This is a genomic window from Staphylococcus sp. HMSC063A07 (assembly GCF_001836955.1).
Lineage (GTDB): Bacteria > Bacillota > Bacilli > Staphylococcales > Staphylococcaceae > Staphylococcus > Staphylococcus lugdunensis.
Genome location: NZ_KV830924.1, coordinates 70,993 through 93,954, shown reverse-complemented (window position 1 = coordinate 93,954; position 22,962 = coordinate 70,993). Strand labels below are relative to the sequence as shown.

General features: G+C 33.0%; 24 protein-coding genes and 2 other annotated features. Of the genes, 2 read left to right on the top strand and 22 right to left on the bottom strand.

Features of this window, described 5'->3' with window-relative positions:
• Positions 1–2: 2 nt before the first annotated feature.
• The 8 genes from obgE to HMPREF2597_RS06410 form a co-directional block, all read right to left on the bottom strand.
• Entirely contained in the window at positions 3–1,295 is a 1,293-nt protein-coding gene (obgE, locus tag HMPREF2597_RS06440) for a GTPase ObgE (RefSeq protein ID WP_070817243.1), read from the bottom strand.
• 188 nt (positions 1,296–1,483) lie between these two features.
• Positions 1,484–1,768: a 50S ribosomal protein L27 gene (gene rpmA / locus HMPREF2597_RS06435; protein WP_002458920.1), complete on the bottom strand. Its 285-nt coding sequence runs from the start codon at positions 1,766–1,768 to the stop codon at positions 1,484–1,486.
• Between the two features lie 11 nt (positions 1,769–1,779).
• A complete protein-coding gene (locus HMPREF2597_RS06430) occupies positions 1,780–2,100 on the bottom strand; it encodes a ribosomal-processing cysteine protease Prp (protein ID WP_002458919.1) in 321 nt (106 codons plus the stop codon).
• 5 nt (positions 2,101–2,105) lie between these two features.
• On the bottom strand, positions 2,106–2,414 hold the full coding sequence (rplU, locus tag HMPREF2597_RS06425; RefSeq protein ID WP_002458918.1) for a 50S ribosomal protein L21: 309 nt from the start codon (positions 2,412–2,414) through the stop codon (positions 2,106–2,108).
• Positions 2,415–2,427: 13 nt separating this feature from the next.
• Positions 2,428–2,511: a sequence feature (ribosomal protein L21 leader region), on the bottom strand.
• Positions 2,512–2,570: 59 nt separating this feature from the next.
• Positions 2,571–3,065 (bottom strand): rod shape-determining protein MreD, encoded by a 495-nt coding sequence (gene mreD / locus HMPREF2597_RS06420; RefSeq protein WP_002458917.1) that lies wholly within the window; start codon positions 3,063–3,065, stop codon positions 2,571–2,573.
• Positions 3,065–3,907: a rod shape-determining protein MreC gene (mreC, locus tag HMPREF2597_RS06415; RefSeq protein ID WP_002478075.1), complete on the bottom strand. Its 843-nt coding sequence runs from the start codon at positions 3,905–3,907 to the stop codon at positions 3,065–3,067. The genes mreD and mreC overlap by 1 nt, the downstream gene beginning before the upstream one ends.
• A gap of 195 nt (positions 3,908–4,102) precedes the next feature.
• Positions 4,103–4,234, bottom strand: a complete 132-nt coding sequence (locus HMPREF2597_RS12900) for a hypothetical protein (RefSeq protein WP_002458915.1) — start codon at positions 4,232–4,234, stop codon at positions 4,103–4,105.
• Between the two features lie 78 nt (positions 4,235–4,312).
• Positions 4,313–4,783: a DUF4930 family protein gene (locus HMPREF2597_RS06410; protein ID WP_002478074.1), complete on the bottom strand. Its 471-nt coding sequence runs from the start codon at positions 4,781–4,783 to the stop codon at positions 4,313–4,315.
• A 166-nt stretch (positions 4,784–4,949) separates the two neighbouring features.
• Here HMPREF2597_RS06410 and HMPREF2597_RS12420 point away from each other — a divergent pair, with 166 nt between their 5' ends.
• Positions 4,950–5,132 carry a hypothetical protein gene (locus HMPREF2597_RS12420; RefSeq protein ID WP_002458913.1) on the top strand — a complete coding sequence of 61 codons (183 nt, stop codon included), beginning with the start codon at positions 4,950–4,952 and terminating at the stop codon, positions 5,130–5,132.
• Positions 5,133–5,392: 260 nt separating this feature from the next.
• On the opposite strand, the gene radC is transcribed toward HMPREF2597_RS12420, so the two are convergent.
• From radC to HMPREF2597_RS06390, 4 genes are all read right to left on the bottom strand, one after another.
• Positions 5,393–6,070 (bottom strand): RadC family protein, encoded by a 678-nt coding sequence (radC, locus tag HMPREF2597_RS06405; protein WP_002458912.1) that lies wholly within the window; start codon positions 6,068–6,070, stop codon positions 5,393–5,395.
• Complete coding sequence (locus HMPREF2597_RS06400; RefSeq protein ID WP_002478073.1) at positions 6,067–6,777, bottom strand: prepilin peptidase; 711 nt, start codon at positions 6,775–6,777, stop codon at positions 6,067–6,069. Before HMPREF2597_RS06400 ends, radC begins: the two co-directional genes overlap by 4 nt.
• A 173-nt stretch (positions 6,778–6,950) precedes the next feature.
• A complete protein-coding gene (locus HMPREF2597_RS06395; protein ID WP_037553630.1) occupies positions 6,951–8,228 on the bottom strand; it encodes a bifunctional folylpolyglutamate synthase/dihydrofolate synthase in 1,278 nt (425 codons plus the stop codon).
• A 12-nt stretch (positions 8,229–8,240) separates the two neighbouring features.
• Positions 8,241–10,871, bottom strand: coding sequence for a valine--tRNA ligase (locus HMPREF2597_RS06390; protein WP_002478071.1), 2,631 nt, complete (start codon positions 10,869–10,871; stop codon positions 8,241–8,243).
• A gap of 40 nt (positions 10,872–10,911) precedes the next feature.
• Positions 10,912–11,148 (bottom strand) — a binding site (T-box leader).
• A gap of 56 nt (positions 11,149–11,204) precedes the next feature.
• Here HMPREF2597_RS06390 and HMPREF2597_RS06385 point away from each other — a divergent pair.
• Entirely contained in the window at positions 11,205–11,765 is a 561-nt protein-coding gene (locus tag HMPREF2597_RS06385; protein ID WP_002478070.1) for a DNA-3-methyladenine glycosylase I, read from the top strand.
• A gap of 178 nt (positions 11,766–11,943) precedes the next feature.
• Here the strand turns inward: HMPREF2597_RS06385 and HMPREF2597_RS06380 are convergent, their stop codons facing one another.
• The 10 genes from HMPREF2597_RS06380 to tig form a co-directional block, all read right to left on the bottom strand.
• Positions 11,944–13,017, bottom strand: a complete 1,074-nt coding sequence (locus tag HMPREF2597_RS06380; RefSeq protein ID WP_002478069.1) for an AbrB family transcriptional regulator — start codon at positions 13,015–13,017, stop codon at positions 11,944–11,946.
• A gap of 75 nt (positions 13,018–13,092) precedes the next feature.
• Positions 13,093–14,376: a glutamate-1-semialdehyde 2,1-aminomutase gene (hemL, locus tag HMPREF2597_RS06375; RefSeq protein ID WP_002458906.1), complete on the bottom strand. Its 1,284-nt coding sequence runs from the start codon at positions 14,374–14,376 to the stop codon at positions 13,093–13,095.
• 13 nt (positions 14,377–14,389) lie between these two features.
• Entirely contained in the window at positions 14,390–15,364 is a 975-nt protein-coding gene (gene hemB, locus HMPREF2597_RS06370) for a porphobilinogen synthase (protein WP_070817242.1), read from the bottom strand.
• Positions 15,354–16,034, bottom strand: coding sequence for a uroporphyrinogen-III synthase (locus tag HMPREF2597_RS06365; RefSeq protein ID WP_002458904.1), 681 nt, complete (start codon positions 16,032–16,034; stop codon positions 15,354–15,356). Before HMPREF2597_RS06365 ends, hemB begins: the two co-directional genes overlap by 11 nt.
• A gap of 28 nt (positions 16,035–16,062) precedes the next feature.
• Positions 16,063–16,995, bottom strand: a complete 933-nt coding sequence (gene hemC, locus HMPREF2597_RS06360; RefSeq protein ID WP_012990824.1) for a hydroxymethylbilane synthase — start codon at positions 16,993–16,995, stop codon at positions 16,063–16,065.
• A 60-nt stretch (positions 16,996–17,055) separates the two neighbouring features.
• Positions 17,056–17,868, bottom strand: coding sequence for a cytochrome C assembly family protein (locus tag HMPREF2597_RS06355; RefSeq protein WP_014533292.1), 813 nt, complete (start codon positions 17,866–17,868; stop codon positions 17,056–17,058).
• Between the two features lie 21 nt (positions 17,869–17,889).
• Positions 17,890–19,236 carry a glutamyl-tRNA reductase gene (hemA, locus tag HMPREF2597_RS06350; protein WP_070817241.1) on the bottom strand — a complete coding sequence of 449 codons (1,347 nt, stop codon included), beginning with the start codon at positions 19,234–19,236 and terminating at the stop codon, positions 17,890–17,892.
• Positions 19,237–19,378: 142 nt separating this feature from the next.
• A complete protein-coding gene (yihA, locus tag HMPREF2597_RS06345; protein WP_002478064.1) occupies positions 19,379–19,966 on the bottom strand; it encodes a ribosome biogenesis GTP-binding protein YihA/YsxC in 588 nt (195 codons plus the stop codon).
• A gap of 136 nt (positions 19,967–20,102) precedes the next feature.
• The gene (gene clpX, locus HMPREF2597_RS06340) at positions 20,103–21,365 is read right to left on the bottom strand and encodes an ATP-dependent Clp protease ATP-binding subunit ClpX (protein WP_002458899.1); all 1,263 of its coding nucleotides are present in this window, start codon (positions 21,363–21,365) and stop codon (positions 20,103–20,105) included.
• Positions 21,366–21,568: 203 nt separating this feature from the next.
• On the bottom strand, positions 21,569–22,876 hold the full coding sequence (gene tig / locus HMPREF2597_RS06335) for a trigger factor (RefSeq protein ID WP_002478063.1): 1,308 nt from the start codon (positions 22,874–22,876) through the stop codon (positions 21,569–21,571).
• Positions 22,877–22,962 lie beyond the last annotated feature (86 nt).

The following is a 22,962-nucleotide window of genomic DNA, read 5'->3' as shown; positions in this document are numbered from 1 at the left end:
TCCTATTCTATAAATTCAAATTCTCCGCCTAGAATTCTTACTATATCACCATTAGCGCATCCACGTGCTCTTAATGCATCATCAATACCCATTGAACGCATTTGACGAGCAAAACGACGTACAGCTGGATCACTGTTGAAATCTGTCATTTTGAACATTCTTTCAATAGCATTTCCACTTACAACATAAGCGCCATCATCGTCTCTAGAAATCGTAAATTTATCTTGAGATGGCGTATGTTTATATAATACTCGATTTACACCAATCTCTTCATCTTTTTCGACTGAGAAGTCTATATCTTTAACTTCTTCTAATTTATCTGCAATAGCATAAAGTAAAGTATCAATATTATCTCTAGTAATAGTAGACACTGGTATTACCATGATATCAGCAGCTATACTACCCTCAAATTTCTGTAAATTGTCTTGCGCGCCTGGAACATCCATTTTATTAGCAACAATAATTTGTGGCCGTTCTTCTAAACGTTGTTGATAATTAATTAATTCTTGATTGATGACGTGATAATCATTAAAAGGATCTCTACCTTCTGAACCACTCATATCTATCATATGCACAATAACTTTCGTTCGCTCAACATGACGTAAAAATTGATGTCCTAATCCTACTCCATCGGATGCACCTTCAATCAAACCAGGTAAATCTGCCATAACAAAACTTCGTTGATCAGGCGTTGATACCACACCTAAGTTTGGCTTGATAGTTGTAAAGTGATATGCCCCAATTTTGGGCTTCGCTTTAGATACGATCGATAATAATGTTGATTTACCCACACTTGGAAATCCAACCAATCCCACATCGGCTAATAACTTTAACTCTAGAGTGACATCTAACTCTTCACCTGGCTCACCATTTTCACTAAAATCAGGTGCAGGGTTTCTAGGTGTAGCGAATCTAGAATTTCCTCGACCTCCGCGTCCACCATGAGCTACTACTGCACGCTGACCATCTTCCACAAGGTCGGCTAACACTTCTTCAGTTTCTACATTTTTGATAATCGTTCCAGGTGGTACTTTTAGAATTAAATCTTCAGCATTACGCCCATGCATATTACTGCTTTGTCCATTTTCTCCTTTTTTAGCTTTAAAATGACGTTGGTATCTAAAATCTAGTAAAGTTCTTAATCCTTCATCTACTTCAAAAATAACAGAAGCGCCTTTACCACCATCACCACCTGCTGGTCCTCCAAATGGAACATATTTCTCTCTACGATAAGCAGTGATTCCATTACCGCCATCACCTGCTTTAAGAGATATTTTTACTTGATCGACAAACATATATCTCACCTCTTTTACATGTAATCATTATCTTGAATTATATCATTAACTATATTGCTAATAAATCATAAGTGTTATAATTTACAATCAACTTCTTTGTAGTAGAAGTTTACTTTAATAGGCGATTTATTATGATTTACGCAAAAATAAAACACCAGAAGTATGTACTTCTGGTGTTCCTTTGACAATTATTCAGCAACTGCATAAACAGAAACTTGTTTTTTGTCACGACCTTTACGTTCAAAACGAACAACGCCGTCGATTTTAGCGAATAATGTATCATCGCCACCACGACCTACATTTTCACCAGGATAGATTTTAGTACCACGTTGACGGAATAGAATAGAGCCACCTGTTACAAATTGACCATCCGCACGTTTAGCACCTAATCTTTTAGATTCAGAGTCTCGTCCGTTTTTTGTAGAACTTACCCCTTTTTTAGATGCGAAGAATTGTAAGTTTAATTTCAACATCGGGATACACCTCACTTATAATTTAATCTGATATTTTCATTATATTCGTCTTCAATCGTTTGTAAAGAAACTAACATTGCTTGAAGAATCAGTTGCGCGTCATCATTATCAAGATTCACACTTCTAATATGGAAATGACCACCGTCATCATCATAATCGATATCTGGCTTCTCTGAAGTCAAACCCATAATAGCATTTACGCTGCCAAACAGAACTGCTGAGGCACCAGCACATACGATATCATGACCATAATCGCCATAATCAGCATGACCATCCATGATAACATCAGTTACCTTGCCTTCATCATTTACTGTAATATCAACAGTTATCATATTAATTAAGCGTTGATTTTATCAACAGTTAATTTAGTATATGGTTGACGATGGCCTTTTTTACGTTTTGAGTCTTTACGACGTTTATAAGTGAATACTGTGATTTTTTTACCACGGCCTTGTTTATTAACTGTAGCAGATACTGTTGCACCTTCAACTGTTGGCGCACCAACTTTTACAGAATCTCCACCTACAAATAATACTTTATCAAAAGTAAAAGTTTCGCCTTCTGCTACGTCTAATTTTTCAACGTAGATTTCTTGACCTTCTTCAACTTTGATTTGTTTTCCACCTGTTTCAATAATAGCAAACATACTTTGCACCTCCTATATTTATAAGTCACGCCATACATAGGTGACTATTGCAAATTGAATAGTACTTAAACCCATATTTGAGCGGTTGTATGTAGCTATAAAACTACTCAACTACTGCATCTTACCATTAGTACCTTGTACTGTCAATCTTTGAAATTAATTTTTGAGATATTTATAGCAAATTGGGAACATAATAATTAATAGTATTAAATTGAGAATAAATGTAGGTAATAATCTCAATAAGATAAAATCCCATATGTCAAACTCAATAAAACCTACTGCACCATATATCAGTGCTGCATACATTTGAAATACTAATGTTGCACATATGATGACGAAGAAAATCATGATGTAATCACGATAAAATACTTTGAAAAATTTATCAATAATAAAAATAAGTAGAATATACCCAAACATATAAATACCATACAGACTTCCAATATAAATATCGGTCATTATTCCCAAAAACGTACCTAAAATTAAAGAAATCCCAAAATTTCTATAGACTGTCAGCATTAGCAAATACATTAAAGTTAGTTGTGGCACGAATTTAACAGCGTGATTGCCTATATTAAATGGTATGATTAGTCCAATTGTAATGTCGATATAAAAAAGCACAATTCCAAAGAACAGATATAAAAATGATCGCATTATTCATCCCTGCTTTCATCATCGGGAAGCGTTTTTGGATCTCTTTTCGCAATATAAACGTGATTTAAATCTCCTAAATCTGCTGCTGTTTTAACTCTCAATTCTTTTGCTAGACCATATTGGTCATTTTCAACTTGCGTCACTTCTCCGACATATAAATTACTTGGTAGTTGATCACCTAATCCGCTTGTAACCACCTTGTCTCCTGCAGAAATTTTGTTTTTATTATTGACTTCACTAATTATTAGTTCTTGTTTCTTACTATCATAACGATCAATTAATCCAAACACTTTCTTATCACCATGTTGAATATTAACCGAAAGTTTACCAGTTCGTGCGTTTGTCGAGATTAAATCAACCTGTGCAGAAAATTGATTTACCTTCGTAACTCTTCCAACAAGACCTTGTGATGTCATCACTGCCATATTATTTTGTATGCCAGATTTAGCACCTTTATCTATGATGACTGTGTTCATCCATTGATCTGGGTTACGCGCAATCACAGTGCTTGAAATTGGCTCATACTTTGAAATATCTTTGATATCTAGTTCTTTTTTGTATTTCTTATTATCTGCTTTTAACTGTTCATTTTCAGCTTCTAATTGCTTTATTTTAGCTTTATTATCTTTTGAATCTCCAGAATTGAAAAAATTCCCGATCTCTCCAGCGACAAAATTGACAGGATAACTAATGATTCTTTGACCAGTAGATACTGTATCCCCTATAAATTGTTCAGGAGGCGATTGAGTTGAAGACCGAATAGATAAACCTATAAGCGCAATAAAAACAATGATAGCGCAAAAAACAACAATCAGCTTGTTATTTTTAAAAAACTTTAGCAAAAGGAACACCTCTATTAAACTTCATTATCCTTTTCTATTTTATATTACTCTAGTCTTTAAATAAAGCACTAACTTTTATTAGATAATAAAAGTGATCTTCAGATGAATAGTATCAATAAAAAAACTGCTGATGATTAAATCACCAACAGCACTTCTATCAATATTTTCATTGGAAATTGCTATACTTTTGATTGATTATTTTTCTTCTTTAGTTGCGTTCTTTTCATCTTCTTTATATAGTGTTTCTTCTTTTCGCCACTTTGCAAAAAGATTCTGGGCCTTTGCTTGTTCATTAGCTTGTTTGGCTTTAGATTGTTGTTGTGTCATAAAATCACCAATCCTTTTTATTTACTATACTTCAAGGCTAACGTATTTACAGTATGATTTCAAATGAGAGTGATAAAGTCAATATGCGTTTAATTCTTTAAGTGGAATATGTTGTTTAAGCCTTATCAATTCTTGTTCCATCTCAATTTCAGTATTAAATACCTTTATCTTATCAGACCCTAATTTATAAATTATGAAATGATCATCACGTTGGCCTGCTATATAATCATCGTTATAACCCATTCGTCTTAAACCAGATACAGCCATAAATTCTTGTTTATCTATGATTTTAAAAACATTTTTTATCTGACTTTTAGGTATGTTTTGAATTAAATCATTATCTTCAATTGTATATGGTTCGTTTTGTTGATTGTATTGTGTCTCGGGAACTGAATTTAAATTATTAATGTCTGATGTTTCAGATATTGAACTAACCGGGTTCCATTCTTGATCTCGTAAAAAAGGTGCGTATCTAAGGGCGATATATACAATCATCATGATGATAACTATGGCAATAATGTTTTTTATAGTACTCAGAATGAAATGCATACAGTTTCCCCTTCCTAGTGATCATTTAGAGTATTATAATAGAATTAGGATATCGATGCATCAGTCTTAAGTACGAGTCAAGCTTTAATCTTAGGACTGATGCGTATTATTAAATTTAAGAATATAATAAGACGTAGTAAACGAATATTAGAAAGGATGACCGCTAATGAGTATTCTCACTATTATCTTGATTGTTTTATTAGCAATTTTATTATTTAGAGTGGGATTTTCAATATTGAGATTTTTAATATCAGCGGCGCTTGTAGTTCTTTGCCTTTACCTTGCATACCAAGGCATTTTATGGGTTTATGAAAATTATCAAGGCTTGACTGGATATTTCCATTTTTAATATAAAAATTAGAGGTAACGCACCTGCAAGTTGTTAACTATATAATTTCACAAGTTTTGATAGATTTAACTTTGAGCAACATTTCTTAATGTAAACATACAAGTTGTCATATTATGTTTGCACGCTTCAATTTGATTGTCATTTAGTCACGATTTAGCATGGCATACTAGCATATTGTTAGTATGCTTGTTTTAGTTTTTAGAGCACAAATCATGCATATCACTTTCTTCAATTAATCAATTGCGAAAATGCTTTACATATTATTCTATATATCCTTCATCACATAAACTAGTAAATTTATTATTACCAATGATAATATGATCTAGTAAAGATATTCCTAAAATATCTCCACATTCTTTTAAACGTATTGTAGTTGCAATATCTTCCGATGATGGTGTTACATCTCCAGATGGATGATTATGAACGACAATTAATGAATTAGATGTATAACGCAACGCTGCCGCAAATATTTCACGTGGATGTATAATGGTTGAATTTAATGTGCCAACAAAAATTGTATGTTCTTTAATAACGATATTCTTTGTATCTAAAAATAACGCTACAAAGTGTTCCTGTTCTAAGTCTTTGAGTTTAGATGTCATTAGATTTGCCACATCTTCAGGAGATTTAATCTTAACCTTCTCACTTAAATGTGTCGCATTCATCCTTTCTCCTAGTTCAAATGCGGCTTTTAATATAACTGCCTTATGTAAGCCAATCCCTTTAATTTGAGTTAATTGATGAATGGTCATACATTTTAATTCTTTTAGTTGATGTTTTCCAAACATAATTTCATTGGCAATCTCAATACTCGAACTGCCTTTGCGTCCTGTGTTAATTAAAATTGCTAATAATTCTGTGTTAGATAAGCTTTTCTCTCCATAATGTAGTAGACGTTCGCGAGGTTTTTCAGAAGTAACCATATCTTTAATTTTCATAACATCATTCCTTCAACGTAAAACTTAAGCATTTTAAAACAAAATGCATTTAAAATAAATGAGATAAAAACAAATGGAATAAGCGGTATTTGCATTCTTTTCGTCTTATATTTAACAATTAAAAAAAGACTATATAGCGTAGCTAATAATATTGTGATAAATATAAAGTAAAGCATAAACGATTGTGGGAAAATAAGTGATAAAAATGAAATTAAAATTATATCGCCATAACCAAGCGAGTTATGAACAAATAAATAAATTGCATGACTTACTAAAGTATAAATAATAAAGTTAATGAGATAAAAGTGGGAAATAAACAATAGACATATAACAAATAAAGCGAAAAATTGTAAATTTAAGTATTTAGTTTCTATATCATAAATTGCCATAACTAGGAGAAACAAGAAGACGAACGAAAAAATCGTTGGATTTATGTCAATGTCCCAAATTAAGCTCATAGTAGGAATAATAAAAGCAATTAGCTCTCCTATAAGATAATACTTATTTAATTTGTGATGACAACAAAGCGCTCGTCCTTTTAAAAATAAAAAACTAACTATTGGTAATAAGGAATACCACGGTAATTTTTGGTGACAATAATCACAAGTTGAACGTGCTTTTAAAATACAAAATGATATACGTTCGACACCATTCAATTGATATAAATAACTAAAAAGAACACTGTATAAATAGCATATGATAACCACATATCAACCTCCTTACAAAAATTATAAGGAGCTCCGTTCCAATTGTAAATATTATAAGCAATATTAAAAGATAAATATTTTACAACTATTTATTTAATGAAATTAAACATAAAAAAAGCAGCAGATTTAAAATATCTGCCGCTTAAATATCAAGCATACTTTGCATCTATTCATTATTTGTCAATTTCAACAAACTCTACATTATCTTTTACTTCGCTTATAAAATATAAACTTCCGGTGATTAATAATCCTTTTCCAGAATAATTGTTTATAAATGAATGATAATCTTGAATATACTCAACAGTTATATCTTGAATCAAATCTTTAAACTCATCTGCTGTTATTGCTTTTGGAAAATCAAACTCAGTAAAATAAAAGACATCAGCAATTTCTTTTAACTTATTCATCATACTGGCAATTGGTTTACCCTTAATTGCCGAGAACAAAATATCCATCTTTTCTTTATTATAATAAGTTTTAACAGTTTCGATAAGTGCCTCAATACTCTCATTATTATGTGCACCATCAATAATCATCAATGGTTCTTCTTTAACCTGTTCTATTCTTCCAGTCCAAGTCACTGATTCAATCGCATCAATCATTTTGTTGAAGTCTAACTCAATAAGACCTGCTTCATTTAACTCAATTAACGCTGTAATTGCTAGTGCTGCATTTTCTTTTTGATGTTCTCCAAGCATGTTTAAGATAATCGTCTCTAATTCATACGATTTATAGCGATACGTAAACTCATCATCTTCAGACACAATAATGATTTCACGTTCTAATTCAATGGGCTTTGCATTCTCACTAACTGCAAGGTCACGTATATATTTTAATGCTTCATCATTTTTCACAGCATAAATGACTGGGATGTTGGGTTTAATAATAGCACCTTTATCTTTGGCAATATCTAAATACGTATTACCTAAAATATCGGTATGATCTAATCCAATACTAGTTAATATCGATATAATGGGATTAAAGACGTTCGTAGAATCATTTTTAATACCCAAACCTGCTTCAATAACTACAAAATCCACAGGATGTATTTCACCAAAGTATAGAAACATCATCGTCGTAATTATTTCAAACTCAGTTGCAACGCCTAAATCAGTATCTCTATCCATTGCTTCACTAATTGGTTTAACGCGTTCTACTAAAGCGACAATTTCATCGTCTGAAATTGGTACGCCATTTAGACTGATACGCTCATTAAATGATTCTATAAATGGTGATGTAAATGTACCGACTTCATAACCATTACTGGCTAAGGCAGAACGAATATACGCTACTGTTGAACCTTTGCCATTTGTACCACCAACATGAATACCTCTTATATTATGCTGAGGATTATTAAATTGTGCAAGCATCCATTCCATACGTTTGACGCCAGGTTTGATACCAAATTTAGTACGTTCATGTATCCAATACAAGCTGTCTAGGTAATTCATCATCTAATACTCCTATGCTTTTAATTGTTCAATTCTTGCTTTAACACCATCATATTTTTCTTGGTAACGTTCCTTTTTATCTCGTTCTTCATTAATTACTTTTTCAGGTGCTTTTTTAACGAAGTTGTCATTTGCTAATTTTTTATCAACGCGGTCTAGTTCGCTTTGAAGCTTTTCTAACTCTTTAGTTAACCGAGCAATTTCTTTATCCATATCGATAAGCCCTTCTAATGGTAAAACAACTTTACCAGCTACAACAACTGATGTCATTGCTTTTTCAGGAATTGTGATATCAGTATCAATAATTAGTTCGCTCGGGTGGCAGAATTTATCAATATAGTCCGCATTCTCAATTAATGTCGCTTTAACGTCTTCATCTTTGGCTTGAATAAAAATTGGAATGGCTTTAGATAAAGGTGTATTAACTTCAACTCGAGATTGTCTAACTGATTTGATTATTTCCACTAATTGTTGCATCGTTTGTTTACTATCTTTAAAGCTGAATTCTTCTTTAACTGTTGGCCAAGCAGCTTTGACAATGGTATCACCTTCGTGAGGTAAACTTTGCCAAATTTCTTCAGTCACAAATGGCATAAACGGATGTAACATACGCATCATTTGATCAAGCGTATAACTTAATACAGAACGTGTTGTTTGTTTTTGCGCTTCGTCTGCACCATTCATTGGTATCTTACTCATTTCTATATACCAATCACAGAATTCATCCCAAATAAAGTTATATAATACGCGACCTACTTCACCGAATTCATATTTGTCACTTAAATCAGTCACCGTTTCTATCGTTTCATTTAAACGCGTTAAAATCCATTTATCAGCTAGTGATAAGTTGCCAGATAAATCAATATCTTCTACAGCAAAATCTTCACCAATATTCATTAAGCTAAACCGTGCACCATTCCAAATTTTATTGATAAAGTTCCATACAGATTCAACTTTTTCAGTAGAATATCTTAAATCATGACCTGGAGATGAACCCGTCGCTAAGAAATAACGTAAGCTATCTGCGCCATATTCTTCGATTACATCCATCGGGTCAACACCATTGCCAAGTGATTTACTCATTTTACGACCATCTTCGGCGCGCACCAATCCATGTAATAATACATCTTGGAAAGGTCGTCGTTCGGTAAACTCTAAACCTTGGAAAATCATTCGAGCCACCCAGAAGAAAATAATGTCATATCCGGTAATCAATGCATTAGTTGGATAATAACGTTTAAAATCATCTGCACTTTCGTTAGGCCAGCCTAATGTTGAGAAAGGCCATAAGGCACTAGAAAACCATGTATCTAGAACGTCTTCATCTTGTTCCCAGTTTTCTATATCTTTTGGCGCTTGTTCAGCAACATAAATTTCACCTGTTTCCTTATGATACCAAGCTGGGATTTGATGACCCCACCATAATTGTCTAGAAATTGTCCAATCTCTAATTTCTTCCATCCATCGATTAAATGTATTCTCAAATCGTGGTGGATAGAAATCAATGCGATCTGTTGTTTTTTGATTGTCTAACGCGCGCTGTGCTAATGGTTTCATTTTTACAAACCATTGTGTGGATAAATATGGTTCAACAATTGCACCGGAGCGTTCTGAATGACCTACCGAATGCATATGATCTTCAATTTTAATTACTAAATCTAATGCTTTTAAATCTTCTACAAGTTGTTTACGACATTCAAAACGATCTAATCCTTGGTATTTTCCTGCTTGGTCATTCATGGCACCTGTTTCATCCATCACAATAATACTATCTAAGTGATGACGTTGACCAATTTCAAAGTCATTTGGATCGTGAGCCGGAGTAACTTTCATAGCACCACTTCCAAATTCAGTATCAACATATTCATCTGCTAAAATTGGCAATTCTCGACCAACAATAGGCAAGATAACAGTTTTACCTATAACATCTTTATAACGTTCATCATTAGGGTTTACAACAATCGCAGTATCCCCTAACATCGTTTCCGGCCGGGTTGTAGCAATTTCAATGTAACCATCCCCATCAGCATAAGGATATTTAAAGTGATAAAAATGCCCTTGAACATCTTCATGTATGACCTCTATATCTGATAATGCTGTACGTGCTTTAGGATCCCAATTTATAATACGTTCGCCACGATATATGATACCTTTATTATATAAATCAACGAAAACTTTTTTAACAGCTTGACTTAATCCTTCATCTAGGGTAAAACGTTCACGACTATAATCTAAACCTAGTCCTAATTTAGCCCATTGTTGTCGTATAAATGAGGCATACTCTTCTTTCCATTCCCAAGCTTGTTCTAAAAATTTTTCTCTTCCAATATCATGTCTAGAGATGCCTTGTTCATTAAGTTTCGCTTCAACTTTAGCTTGTGTAGCTATACCAGCGTGATCCATGCCAGGTAGATATAACGTATCATAACCTTGCATACGTTTCATACGTGTAATGATATCTTGTAAGGTTGTATCCCAAGCATGTCCCAAGTGTAATTTCCCAGTTACATTTGGTGGTGGAATAACAATCGTATATGGTTTTTTTGACTTATCCGTAGATGTATTAAAATATCCGCTATTGACCCATTCATCATATCTACCTGATTCTACTTCTCGCGGATTATATTTAGGTTCCATTTTCATCAATAATGACCTCCTTGAAATAAAAAAACCGTCCTAATATATATAGGACGGAATTTCCGTGGTACCACCTAAATTCAAGAAAAAAGTTCTATAAAATCAAACTTAATTCTTGCACTTAATTATGATTAACGCTCAAACACGCTTTTATCTACTTAATATTACTGTTCAATAAAAGATCTAGTGGGCTACCTTCAGTAAGAACGCTATGCATATTCTCACCAACCATATGCTCTCTGAATTACCATTCATACTTACTCTTCCCAAACATATATTTTGCTTCTTAATTATAGTATAATGGAAATCGCTATAAGTCAATCTCTTGGAGGTATATTTATGAATGAGTGCGCATTTAGCACGAAAGATCCTATTTATTTAGATTATCATGATAACGTATGGGGAAAACCTTTATATGATAGTAAAGCCTTGTTCAAGCTCCTGGCACTAGAATCTCAACATGCCGGACTTTCCTGGTTAACTATTTTAAAAAAGAAAGACGCATACAGTGAAGCATTTCATAATTTTGAGCCTCAAAGAGTAGCACAAATGACTGAAAGCGATATTGATAAGCTAATGAGCTTTCCCAATATTGTTCATAATCGCAAAAAATTAGAAGCAATCATTTCACAGGCTAAAGGATATTTAGACATTGAAAAAGAATTTGGTAGTTTTAGTCAGTTTCTATGGTCATACGTTGGCGGTCACCCCATTGACTTACATTATAAGCATGCGTCTGACAGAATAACTGTAGATGAACGAGCAACACAGCTTTCAAAAGATTTAAAGTCATATGGTTTCAAATTCTTGGGACCTGTTACTGTGTTTTCATTCCTTGAAGCATCAGGGATGTATGATGCTCATTTAAAAGATTGTCCACATAAACCTGTTCATAAATGACGATAACAATCTAGTACAATAATGTTATAGATTTTATTCATAAGACAACTTGGGCTGACTGGATAGCAACCTATGAAAACTCAGATATACCATACGAAGTATTGATAATAAAAGAAGCACAAAGATGATTTATGTCAAAACATCTCTGTGCTATTATTTTGGAATTTATGCCCCACTCTTATTTCTTGTCATATCTTTTCAAACTCAATTTCAATAAGTAACTAATAATCGGTGCAACTATGAATAAAATAAAGAAGATTCTAAAGATATGAAAACTTGAAATCATTGCTACATCAGCACCTGTAGCTATAGCCACAATAACAATTTGACTCATACCTCCAGGCGCACCACCTAAGAATAATTCATTTATAGAATCATTGGTAAATAAATGAACGAAATAAACCATGATAAAAGCACTGATAATTAATAAGACATTCTGATAAATGATTGCAATCGCAATACGACCTTTCAAATCACCAAGTAATTGAGCTATTTGCAATCCGATTCTTATCATGTATATAACTTGAGCTGATGCTAAAATATAATTATCTAAGGTAAATGTGATATGCGTAATTAAATTCCAACTAATCAATACCATGATAGGTGCTAATAACTGTTTAGTAGGAAAGTTGATTTTTGCCATTATAAAATAAACAAGTGCAATTGCCATGATTATCAATATAATCTCTGGAAAATGGAGTACCTGCGTTAATGGCTTTGCATGACTAATACTTTGCGTAGCTGTTTGATTGCTACTAAATAAATAAGAAATAAGCGGTACAAGAATGACAACGAAAATAACACGTGAAGTTTGTGTCAAACTCACAACAAGTATATTAGCCCTCTTATTCTCTTCTGCCATAATGAGCATTTGACTAAGTGCTCCAGGAATTACACTTAATATTGCAGTTTCAGTATTCACACGTGCTATCTTTTTAAAAAAGTATGCGATAATTAAAGATAATGCGATGAGTAATACAGTAACAATGATAATTGTTGTCCAGTCATCTTTAATATCATTAATAACTTCTGTTGTGAATGTCGATCCTATTTGAACACCCAATAAAATCAGCCCGACTTGGCTAAACCAGAATGGCCACTTTATATTTAATTTTAAAAATTTAACAACAATTATAGCAGCAATAATAGGACCAAACATAAATGGTAACAGTACATGTGCAAAATATAATATTAAGCTCACGATGATTGCTGTTGTTAAAAGAATTAAATTATTAAGCCATATTCTTCTCATCATGACCCTTCTTTCATTAAAAAGAGGTTAAGACATCCTCAGTATGAAAGTCCTAACCTCATATTATTAAATTCATTATACAATACGACTTAAAGCAGTATCAAATGCTTGAATTGTTGTTTTTATGTCGTCTTTAGTATGTGCCGTAGATAAAAATGTACCTTCAAATTGTGATGGCGGCAAGAATACCCCTTCTTTTGCCATTTCACGATACATTTGGCTAAAGAGTTCTAAATCACTGCTATTTGCTTGTTCAAAGTTAGTTACAGGACCATCGTTTAAGAAATAGCCAATCATTGATCCAGCTCTGTTAACAGTGATAGGTACATTATGTTTAGCAAAGATCTCTTTCAATCCTTGTTCTAATAAATCCCCTAATTCTTGGAAGTAATCATAAGATGCTGGGGTTAGCTGACTTAGCGTTTCATAGCCGCTTGTCATTGCCAACGGATTACCTGATAAGGTTCCCGCTTGATAAATATCGCCTTCAGGAGCAATATGGTCCATGATTTCTTTTTTACCACCGAAGGCTCCTACTGGCAAACCGCCGCCGATGACTTTTCCTAAACATGTTAAATCAGGAATTACATTAAAATAACCTTGAGCACAATGGTATCCAACACGAAAACCAGTCATTACTTCATCAAAAATAAGCAACGCTCCATATTGAGTCGTAATATCTCTTAAACCTTGTAAAAAGCCATCAACTGGTGGAACGACTCCCATATTTCCAGCTACTGGTTCAACGATTATACCAGCAATATCATCACCATAGTTTTCAAATGCCAATTTGACTGCATCTAAATCATTATACGGCACTGTAATTGTATTTTTCGCTGTGCCTTCTGGAACACCTGGTGAATCAGGTAATCCTAATGTAGCAACACCTGAACCTGCTTTAATTAGTAAAGAGTCACTATGACCGTGATAACAGCCTTCAAATTTGACAATTTTATTGCGTCCTGTATAACCACGAGCTAATCGTAAAGTATCTAATGTTGCCTCGGTACCTGACGATACCATACGTATCTTCTCAATTGATGGTACCCGTTCAATAACAAGTTTAGCAAGTTGATTCTCTTTTAGCGTTGATGCACCAAAACTCGTCCCTTTATCAACAGCTTCATGCAACTTTTCAATAACTTGTGGGTTCTTATGCCCTAAGATCAGCGGCCCCCAACTCAATACGTAATCAATATATTCATTGCCATCTATATCGTAAATTTTGGATCCTTCAGCATGATCCATAAATATTGCAGGCGTATCTACTGATTTAAAAGCTCTAACAGGACTATTTACACCACCAGGCATTAAATTTTCAGCTATAGCCATTGCTTCTATTGATTTTTCGTAACTCATAGTCTACCTCCCTCTATTTATCTAAATAACGACATATATCTTTTGCAAAATAAGTAATAATCATATCTACACCGGCACGTTTCATTGATACCATTTGTTCCATTACAACACGTTCTTCATCAATCCAACCATTTATTGCTGCAGCTTTTGTCATTGCATACTCACCACTGACGTTGTATGCCACTACAGGGATATTCGTATTATTTTTAACGTCCCGCACAATATCCAAATAACTTAAAGCGGGTTTAACAATCATCATATCTGCGCCTTCTTTTAAATCACTTTCTAATTCTCTTAATGCTTCTAAACGATTTGCTGGGTCCATTTGGTAAGTCTTTCTATTACCAAATGATGGTGCAGAATCAGCAGCGTCTCTAAATGGTCCAAAGAAACTAGAAGCATATTTAATACCATAACTCATAATTGGTACATTATAGTAGCCTGCGTCATCCAAACCTTGGCGTATTTCAGCCACAAACCCATCCATCATATTGCTAGGTGCAATAATATCTGCACCAGCTTCAACTTGAGAAACAGCTGTTTTAACAAGTAATGGCAATGATTTGTCATTATCAATATCATGTGTATGTTCATCAATGACACCACAATGACCATGGTCAGTGTATTCACACAAACAAGTATCTGCAACAATTAATAAATCTTCGTGCAATGATTTCGCTTTACGAGTTGCCTGTTGAACAACACCATTAAGATCATAAGCACCTGAACCAACTTCATCTTTAGCATTCGGAACACCAAAGAACATAATTGCTCTAATTCCTAAATCATATGCTTCATTAATTTCATCATCTAATAAATTTAAGCTTATTTGATATACTCCAGGTAGAGAAGTAATCTCACTTTTTACATTGTCCTTTTCAACTACGAATATAGGATAAATTAAGTCTTCTTTTCTTACGTGATTTTCTCTTACTAAATTGCGCATCGTTTCTGAAATACGCAATCTTCTGTGTCTATCAAATTTCATTGTAATTCCTACTTTCTATAATTTTATTTATCAATGATTCTAAGGTTTGATTATCAGCAATCTTAGGTTCGTACCCATAATATCTAATCGTGTTAGCAGTCTGACGGCCAATTGCGTAGTAAGCATAAAAGTTTGGAAGGTTAGCTTCTTCAAAAAAGTAATGCACAGCTGAAGAACTTGAAAATGTAAGTGCATCGATTTTGTTATTTGATATCAACTTAATTACTTCATGGATATTATCCCTATGTGCAATAGGTGTATACAAGTCAATCTTTACTACCTTATTATTTTGTGATAGTTTCCGTTGCAAATAAGGTCGCGCTTGTGCGCTACTAGGTATTAGAAGCTTTTGATTTTGCAACTTCAACTTAGAAATAAGTCCTTCTTGGGAATAATCATCAGGTATAAAATCAACTTTTATACCTAGTTCTTGGCATAGTTGTGCTGTTTTATCCCCTATCGCTGCTACATACTTTATATTAACGCTATTAAAAAAAGGATAAAATAATTGTACAGCATTTTTAGAAGAAAAAATAATCCAGTCATAGTTATCGTGCAATAGCTGAGTGTTAAATTCAAGCGATTGGATTTTAATAAACGGTTTATGCACAATCTCAATCAAATCACTTTTTACATTACTCGTTTGCGTCATTACTACAACTGGCTTCATTTTTCATTACACCTCAATATTTATGGTATTAATGCAATTGTTGGTCGTTTAATTTTCTAATTATTTCATAAGCACCTTGTTCAATTAAAACATCGCTAACTTTATTACCTAATTCTATAGGATTATTGCCGCTTTCAGTATGCTCATATCGTTCTTTTCCATCAGGAGTCATAATCAATCCAGTAAATTCAATATCTCCATTAGGTTTATTCATTGCATAACCCCCTATTGGAACTTGACAACTGCCGTCCATTGCTGCAAGAAATGTTCTCTCTGCTGTTACACAGTCAGCTACTTGTTGATTGTGCACTTGCTTAAGTAAAGCTAACAACTCAACATCATCACTACGACATTCTATCCCCAATGCACCTTGTCCAATTGCGGGTAATAAAACATCTTTATCTAAATAAGTTGTGACAATATCATCTGACCAACCCATACGCTTTAGTCCTGCTGCAGCTAAAATAATAGCATCATAATTTTCAGTTTCTAATTTATGGAGACGCGTATCTATGTTACCTCTTATCCATTTAATCTCAAGATTAGGATATTTTGCTAAAATTTGTGCGCCGCGTCGTAAAGAACTAGTGCCAATAATACTACCATCTGGCAACTGATCAAGTGGCGTATGATTTTTTGCAATGTACGCATCAAATGGATTTTCTCTATCGGGAATGCAACCTAAAGTTAAACCTTCAGGCAGAATACTTGGAACATCTTTTAAAGAATGTATCGCAAAGTCAATTTCTTTATTAAAAAGTTCGTGTTGGATTTCTTTAACAAACAAGCCTTTGCCCCCAACTTTAGATAATTGTTTATCTAAAATCTGGTCACCTTTTGTCACAATTTCTTTAATTTCTATTTCTAAATCCGGATTAATTTCTTTTAATTTATCAATAAATTGCTTGCTTTGTGTCAAAGCTAATTTACTTCTTCGTGATCCCACAACCAGTTTGCGCATAGACTATCCTCCTAAAAATACATCTGCAAAGTAAATAGCATCATAAGCCATAATATAAACCTATGAAAAATGTGTTGTACAGAAAAGATTTATCATACATAGGCAAAACAAAATAATATTAAAATAAATGAGATGCTTCGCACTTAGCCATCGTTTAACATGGCATAATAAATAAATAGCATAAAGTGAAGTAATAATTGATGATAAAATCACTTTAGGATCTATAAAAATACTTTTACCAACTGAAAATACACCCCATTGTGCTCCTAAAATAATGCTCATTATCATTAGGACAAAGCCGGCTAATGATGAATAAAAAACAATATTTTCTAATGAAGCAACACTGCCAATGCGAAAATATTTTTGATCAAAATTTTTCTCTTTAAGGTTGCGATATTGAATAATAAAAAGTAGTGCATTGACAAATGCTAATGCATAAAATGCATAACTAAGTACCGCAAGCCCAATATGGATTAAAAGAAGCTCATTAATTACAGCGCTTTTTTCTACGTGGGTTGAGTAGTTATCAGGTTGGAATGTACTCATTGTTAACAGCACTAATCCTATTAAATTCAAGAAAAATACTGAGAAACTCATACTCTTTATTAAATTTAATATTAATGAAATTGTGATTAATATCCAAGCCAAAAAGAAAAAAACATCGAATATAGAACCTAATGGCACTTCATGTTGCGAAGTGATATATACAGACAAAGAGATTGTTTGTAACATCCAAACAATCCCTAGTGTGTAATTTCCAAAAGTTCTCACTTTATGTGTTTTTCTAACAAAATCCCAAAAATAACATAATAAACTTAAAACATATATGATTAAAATAACTTCGTGAAATCTAATAAACAGGGTTTCTTGCATATCATCACCATATTAATATGCTTATTCAAAACTAAAAATACGACGCACTGCTAATTCACTTTCTTGATGTGCCTTGCGTTCTTTTACTTGCTGATATGGATCTTCTTCATCTATATCAAAAATGTTTTGAAATAGCTCTAATTTTTCATAACTGTTTTTATCATTACTTAATTCTTTAGCTTGTTTAATAGGATCCTTTAGCATTTGATTGATGATACTTTTAGTGTGTTTAGAGATAACTTTACGTTCCCTTTCACTTAGATCAGGCAATTTGCGATCTATGCTTTCCATCGTTTCAGCCTGAATCGCCATAGCTTTTTCTCTAAGCGCTCGAATAACCGGAACTACTCCTAACATATTAACCCAATCATTATGGGCATCAATTGCTGAAGGAATCTGCTGTGCAATAATATCTGCAGCCAATTGACGCTCTCTTAAATTAGCATCAACTAATCCGTTTAAGTCATCCACATCATAACTAAAAATATTATCTGTTACAGACACTTGAGGATCTATGTCTCTAGGTACTGCGATATCAAGTAACAATAAAGAAGCCACTGAACGATATTGTACAACATACTCCATCATTTGTTTAGTAATAACATAATCAGGCGAACTTGTTGAACTAATTACCATGTCAGCTTGAATTAATAATTCTGGAAGCTCGTTCAAAGTTGCATAACTTACATTGTGTTTTTCAGCTAATTCTTGTGCTTTTGAATGTGTTCTATTAACTACTGTAATATTTGTTAATCCAGCACCTAATAAATTAAGTAAAGATAGTTCACTCATTTCCCCTGCACCAATAATGATTGCTTGTTTACTTTTCAGTTTACCAAATACCTTTTTAGCTAATTCAACAGCAGCATAAGAAACACTTACCGCATTATCTGCAATATCTGTTTCATTATGTGCTTTTTTAGCAAAAGTAATCGCCTGTTTAAATAAATGATTAAAAATTGTACCAGTTGTTTGATTATCTTGGGCTAAGAAAAATGCATCTCTAATTTGACCTAAGATTTGTGTTTCACCTAATACAATTGAATCTAAGCCAGAAGTGACTCGCAATAAATGTTCTACTGCTTCGTCCCCCACTTTAACTTCTGACATCGCTTTAATATCATCTACTTCAAATCCAAATGAACGTGCTAAAAATCGTTGAATATAATAGCGACCCGTATGAATTTGATCAACAATAGCGTATACTTCAGTACGATTGCACGTAGAAAGAATAACGTTTTCCAAAATAGACTTCGTTTCAAATAAATCTAAATGTGCAATACGTAAGGCATCATTTCTAAAAGCAACTTGCTCTCTAAGTGCAACATCGGCAGTGCGATGATTTATACTTATAGCAATAAAATGCATTTTAACGCCCTCCATATACTTACAATAACCATAGTATAACATATATTATAATGTGTTTAAGTACCTTGCTTAAATAATTTAGAAACATTCTAATTTAGTTTCAAAAAATTGTCATAGTTTATGATGAACATATAGTGAATCTTTATAGATAAGGTTCAAGTAAATTCCATATTTGTTGTTGTCTACTGTTTTTAATTGAAGAATAACTAATGATATTATCTTCATCTTCTAAATCTAATTTTTCTTTTATATTCTTCAAATGCTTTTGCACTTTCCCTTTAGGAATTTTATCTTCTTTGGTGCAAATAACTAACGTTGGAATATCAAAATGCTTTAAATAATTGTACATTAATATGTCATCTTGTGTCGGATTATGGCGTAAGTCAACCAATTGAATAACAAGCCTTAAATTTTCACGAGTTGTGATATATTCTTCAATCATTTTGCCAAACTTTTCTCTTTGAGATTTGCTCACTTTTGCATAGCCATATCCGGGTACATCTACAAATATGAGTTGTTGATCAATATTATAAAAGTTTAATGTTTGAGTCTTCCCGGGCTGCTGAGATGTGCGTGCCATGTTTTTTCTACCAATCATACTATTGATAAACGTAGATTTTCCAACATTAGAACGACCACTTAAAGCTATTTCTGAAAGATTAGTATCTGGATATTGCTCTTCCTTTACGGCACTGATTAATAACTCAATATTGTTGGGATTTATCTTCATATTGTATCCTCGCTTTATCATTTAAAAATCTTTCCTAAATTACTTTATCATTTTCATACTCAAATTGTCATTATGAAATAATATAAAAAGCGAAATGGAATTGTAATTAAATTCTCATTTCGCTTTCATTTCTAATTTAAGCTGAAGTTTTATTTTTATTAATTAATTGTCCTTCTGAGTCATATAATTCTGGTTCTATTTCATTGTTTATTGTATCTGACGTAATAACAACTTTAAAGACATTCTCTGTTGATGGCACATCATACATAATATTGATTAATGCTTCTTCAATAATTGAACGCAAGCCACGTGCACCTGTTTTCCGTTCTATCGCTTTTTCACTAATTGCAGACAATGCATCATCCGTAAACTCAAGATCGACATTATCTAGTTCAAGCATTTTAGTGTATTGTTTTACAAGCGCATTCTTAGGTTGTGTTAAAATATTTTTTAATGCTTTAACATCTAATGTTTCTAAATTTGCTACAACTGGCACACGCCCAATAAACTCAGGAATTAAGCCATATGCTTGTAAATCTTCTGGTCTAATTTGTGCAAGTAGTGCTTCTTCATCATATTTATCAGCTTCATTACTAGCAAAGCCAATTACTTTTTCACCAAGGCGACGTTTAATCACTTCTTCAATACCATCAAAAGCACCACCAAGAATAAATAGTATGTTAGTCGTATCAATTTGAATTAGTTCTTGATTTGGATGCTTTCTTCCACCTTGTGGCGGTACACTTGCAGTCGTACCTTCTAAAATTTTTAGCAATGCCTGTTGTACTCCTTCACCTGAGACATCACGTGTGATAGATGTGTTTTCAGATTTGCGAGCAATCTTATCAATTTCATCGACATATATAATACCTTTTTCCGCTTTATCTATATCAAAATCAGCTGCTTGAATAAGGCGTAATAAAATATTTTCAACATCGTCGCCCACATAACCAGCTTCTGTTAAGCTTGTTGCATCCGCAATAGCAAATGGTACATTTAATGTTTTCGCTAACGTTTGTGCGAGCAATGTTTTACCACTACCAGTTGGTCCAATTAACGCGATGTTACTTTTTTGAAGCTCAACTTCATCTTCATTTGGACCTAATTGCTGTATACGTTTATAGTGATTATACACAGCAACTGCTAATGATTTTTTTGCTTTTTCTTGTCCGATAACATATTCATTTAAATGTGCCATGATTTCTTTAGGTGTAGGTACTTCAGTAAATTCTTCCGAAGATGTTTGTGCTAACTCTTCTTCAACAATTTCTGAACATAACTCAATACACTCATTGCATATATAAACGCCACTTCCTGCTACTAATTTCTTTACTTGATCTTGATCCTTACCGCAGAAAGAACATTTTAAATTTTCTTCGTCTTCATTAAATTTAAACATTCCTTTTACACCTCTATTCCCTAACGACTATACTAGAATGCATTTTACAATGCAACTTAATACTTCTACAACTCTTCTGCTTAAATGTAGAGTAGCAGATACATAAATGATGCACCTGCTACCTTCAATTATCTATTAAAATAATAATTTGAGAAATAATGAGTACATAAATATCTCAATTTGATTTGTTACATTGACGCTGTTTATTCTTTGTCTTCAGATTTTGCTTCTACTAATTTTGCGTTGTCGCGTAATAAGTCGATCACTTTTTGAATACGAACGTCATTTTTGATGATATCTGTATTTCCTAATGTATTTTTAATATCTTCAACTGAAAGGTTAAATTGTGAACTCATTTTTTCTAATTCTTTATCAATATCTTTTTCAGATACCTCAATGTTTTCAGCATCGGCAATTGCTGTAAGTGTTAAGTTTGTTTTAACACGTTGTTCTGCATCGCCTTTCATCTGTTCTCTCATTTGAGATTCATCTTGACCAGAAATTTGGAAGTACGTTTGTAAATCTAATCCTTGTTGCTGAATTCTTTGTGCAAATTCTTGAACCATACGATCTAATTCAGTATTAATCATTGCTTGAGGAATATCAATTTTAGCATTTTCTGTTGCTTTGTTGATTGCTTCTTCTTTTTCTACGTTTTCAGCGTTAGTCTCTTTTTGTTCAGCTAAACGCTTGCGTAGATTTTCTTTATACTCATCAACTGAATTTGCCTCAGAATCTAATTCGTTCGCAATTTCATCATCCAATTCTGGAACTTCTTTAAATTTGATTTCATTGATTTTAGTTTTGAATGTAGCTTCTTTACCAGCTAATTCTTCAGCATGATATTCTTCTGGGAAAGTAACAACAACGTCTTTTTCTTCTCCAGTTTTTAAGCCTTCTAATTGTTCTTCAAATCCTGGAATAAATGACCCTGAACCGATTTCTAGATCGTATTTTTCAGCTTGTCCACCTTCAAATGCTTCACCATCTACTGAACCAGAGAAGTCAATATTTACAGTATCGCCATTTTCAACTACGCCGTCTTCTTTAACTACCATATCAGCTAAATGACTCAAACTATGGTCAATAGACTCTTGTAATTCTTCATCTGTTAATTCTGTTTCTTGCTTTTCAATTTCTAAACCTTTATAGTCACCTAATTCAACTTCTGGTTCAACTGTAACAGTTGCTTCAAATTCAAAGTCTTTGCCTTTTTCAATTTGAGTTACGTTTACTTCAGGTTGATCAACTGGTTTGATACCTGTTTCTTCAATGGCTTCACCATATGCTTCTGGTAATAAAATATCTACTGCATCTTGATATAATGCTTCCACACCAAAACGTTGTTCAAAGATTGGACGTGGTACTTTTCCTTTACGGAAACCAGGTACATTAATTTGTTTAACTACTTTTTTAAAAGCTTTATCTAACGCTTTGTTTACTTTTTCTGCAGGAACTGTAACTGTCAATAATCCTTCGTTACCTTCCTTTTTTTCCCAAGTTGCTGTCATGTATAAATACCTCCATGCTTACTTTTTTAATTTTTCAACTCCATCATTATATCATACGACAATTATGGAGACAAACATTGATATTC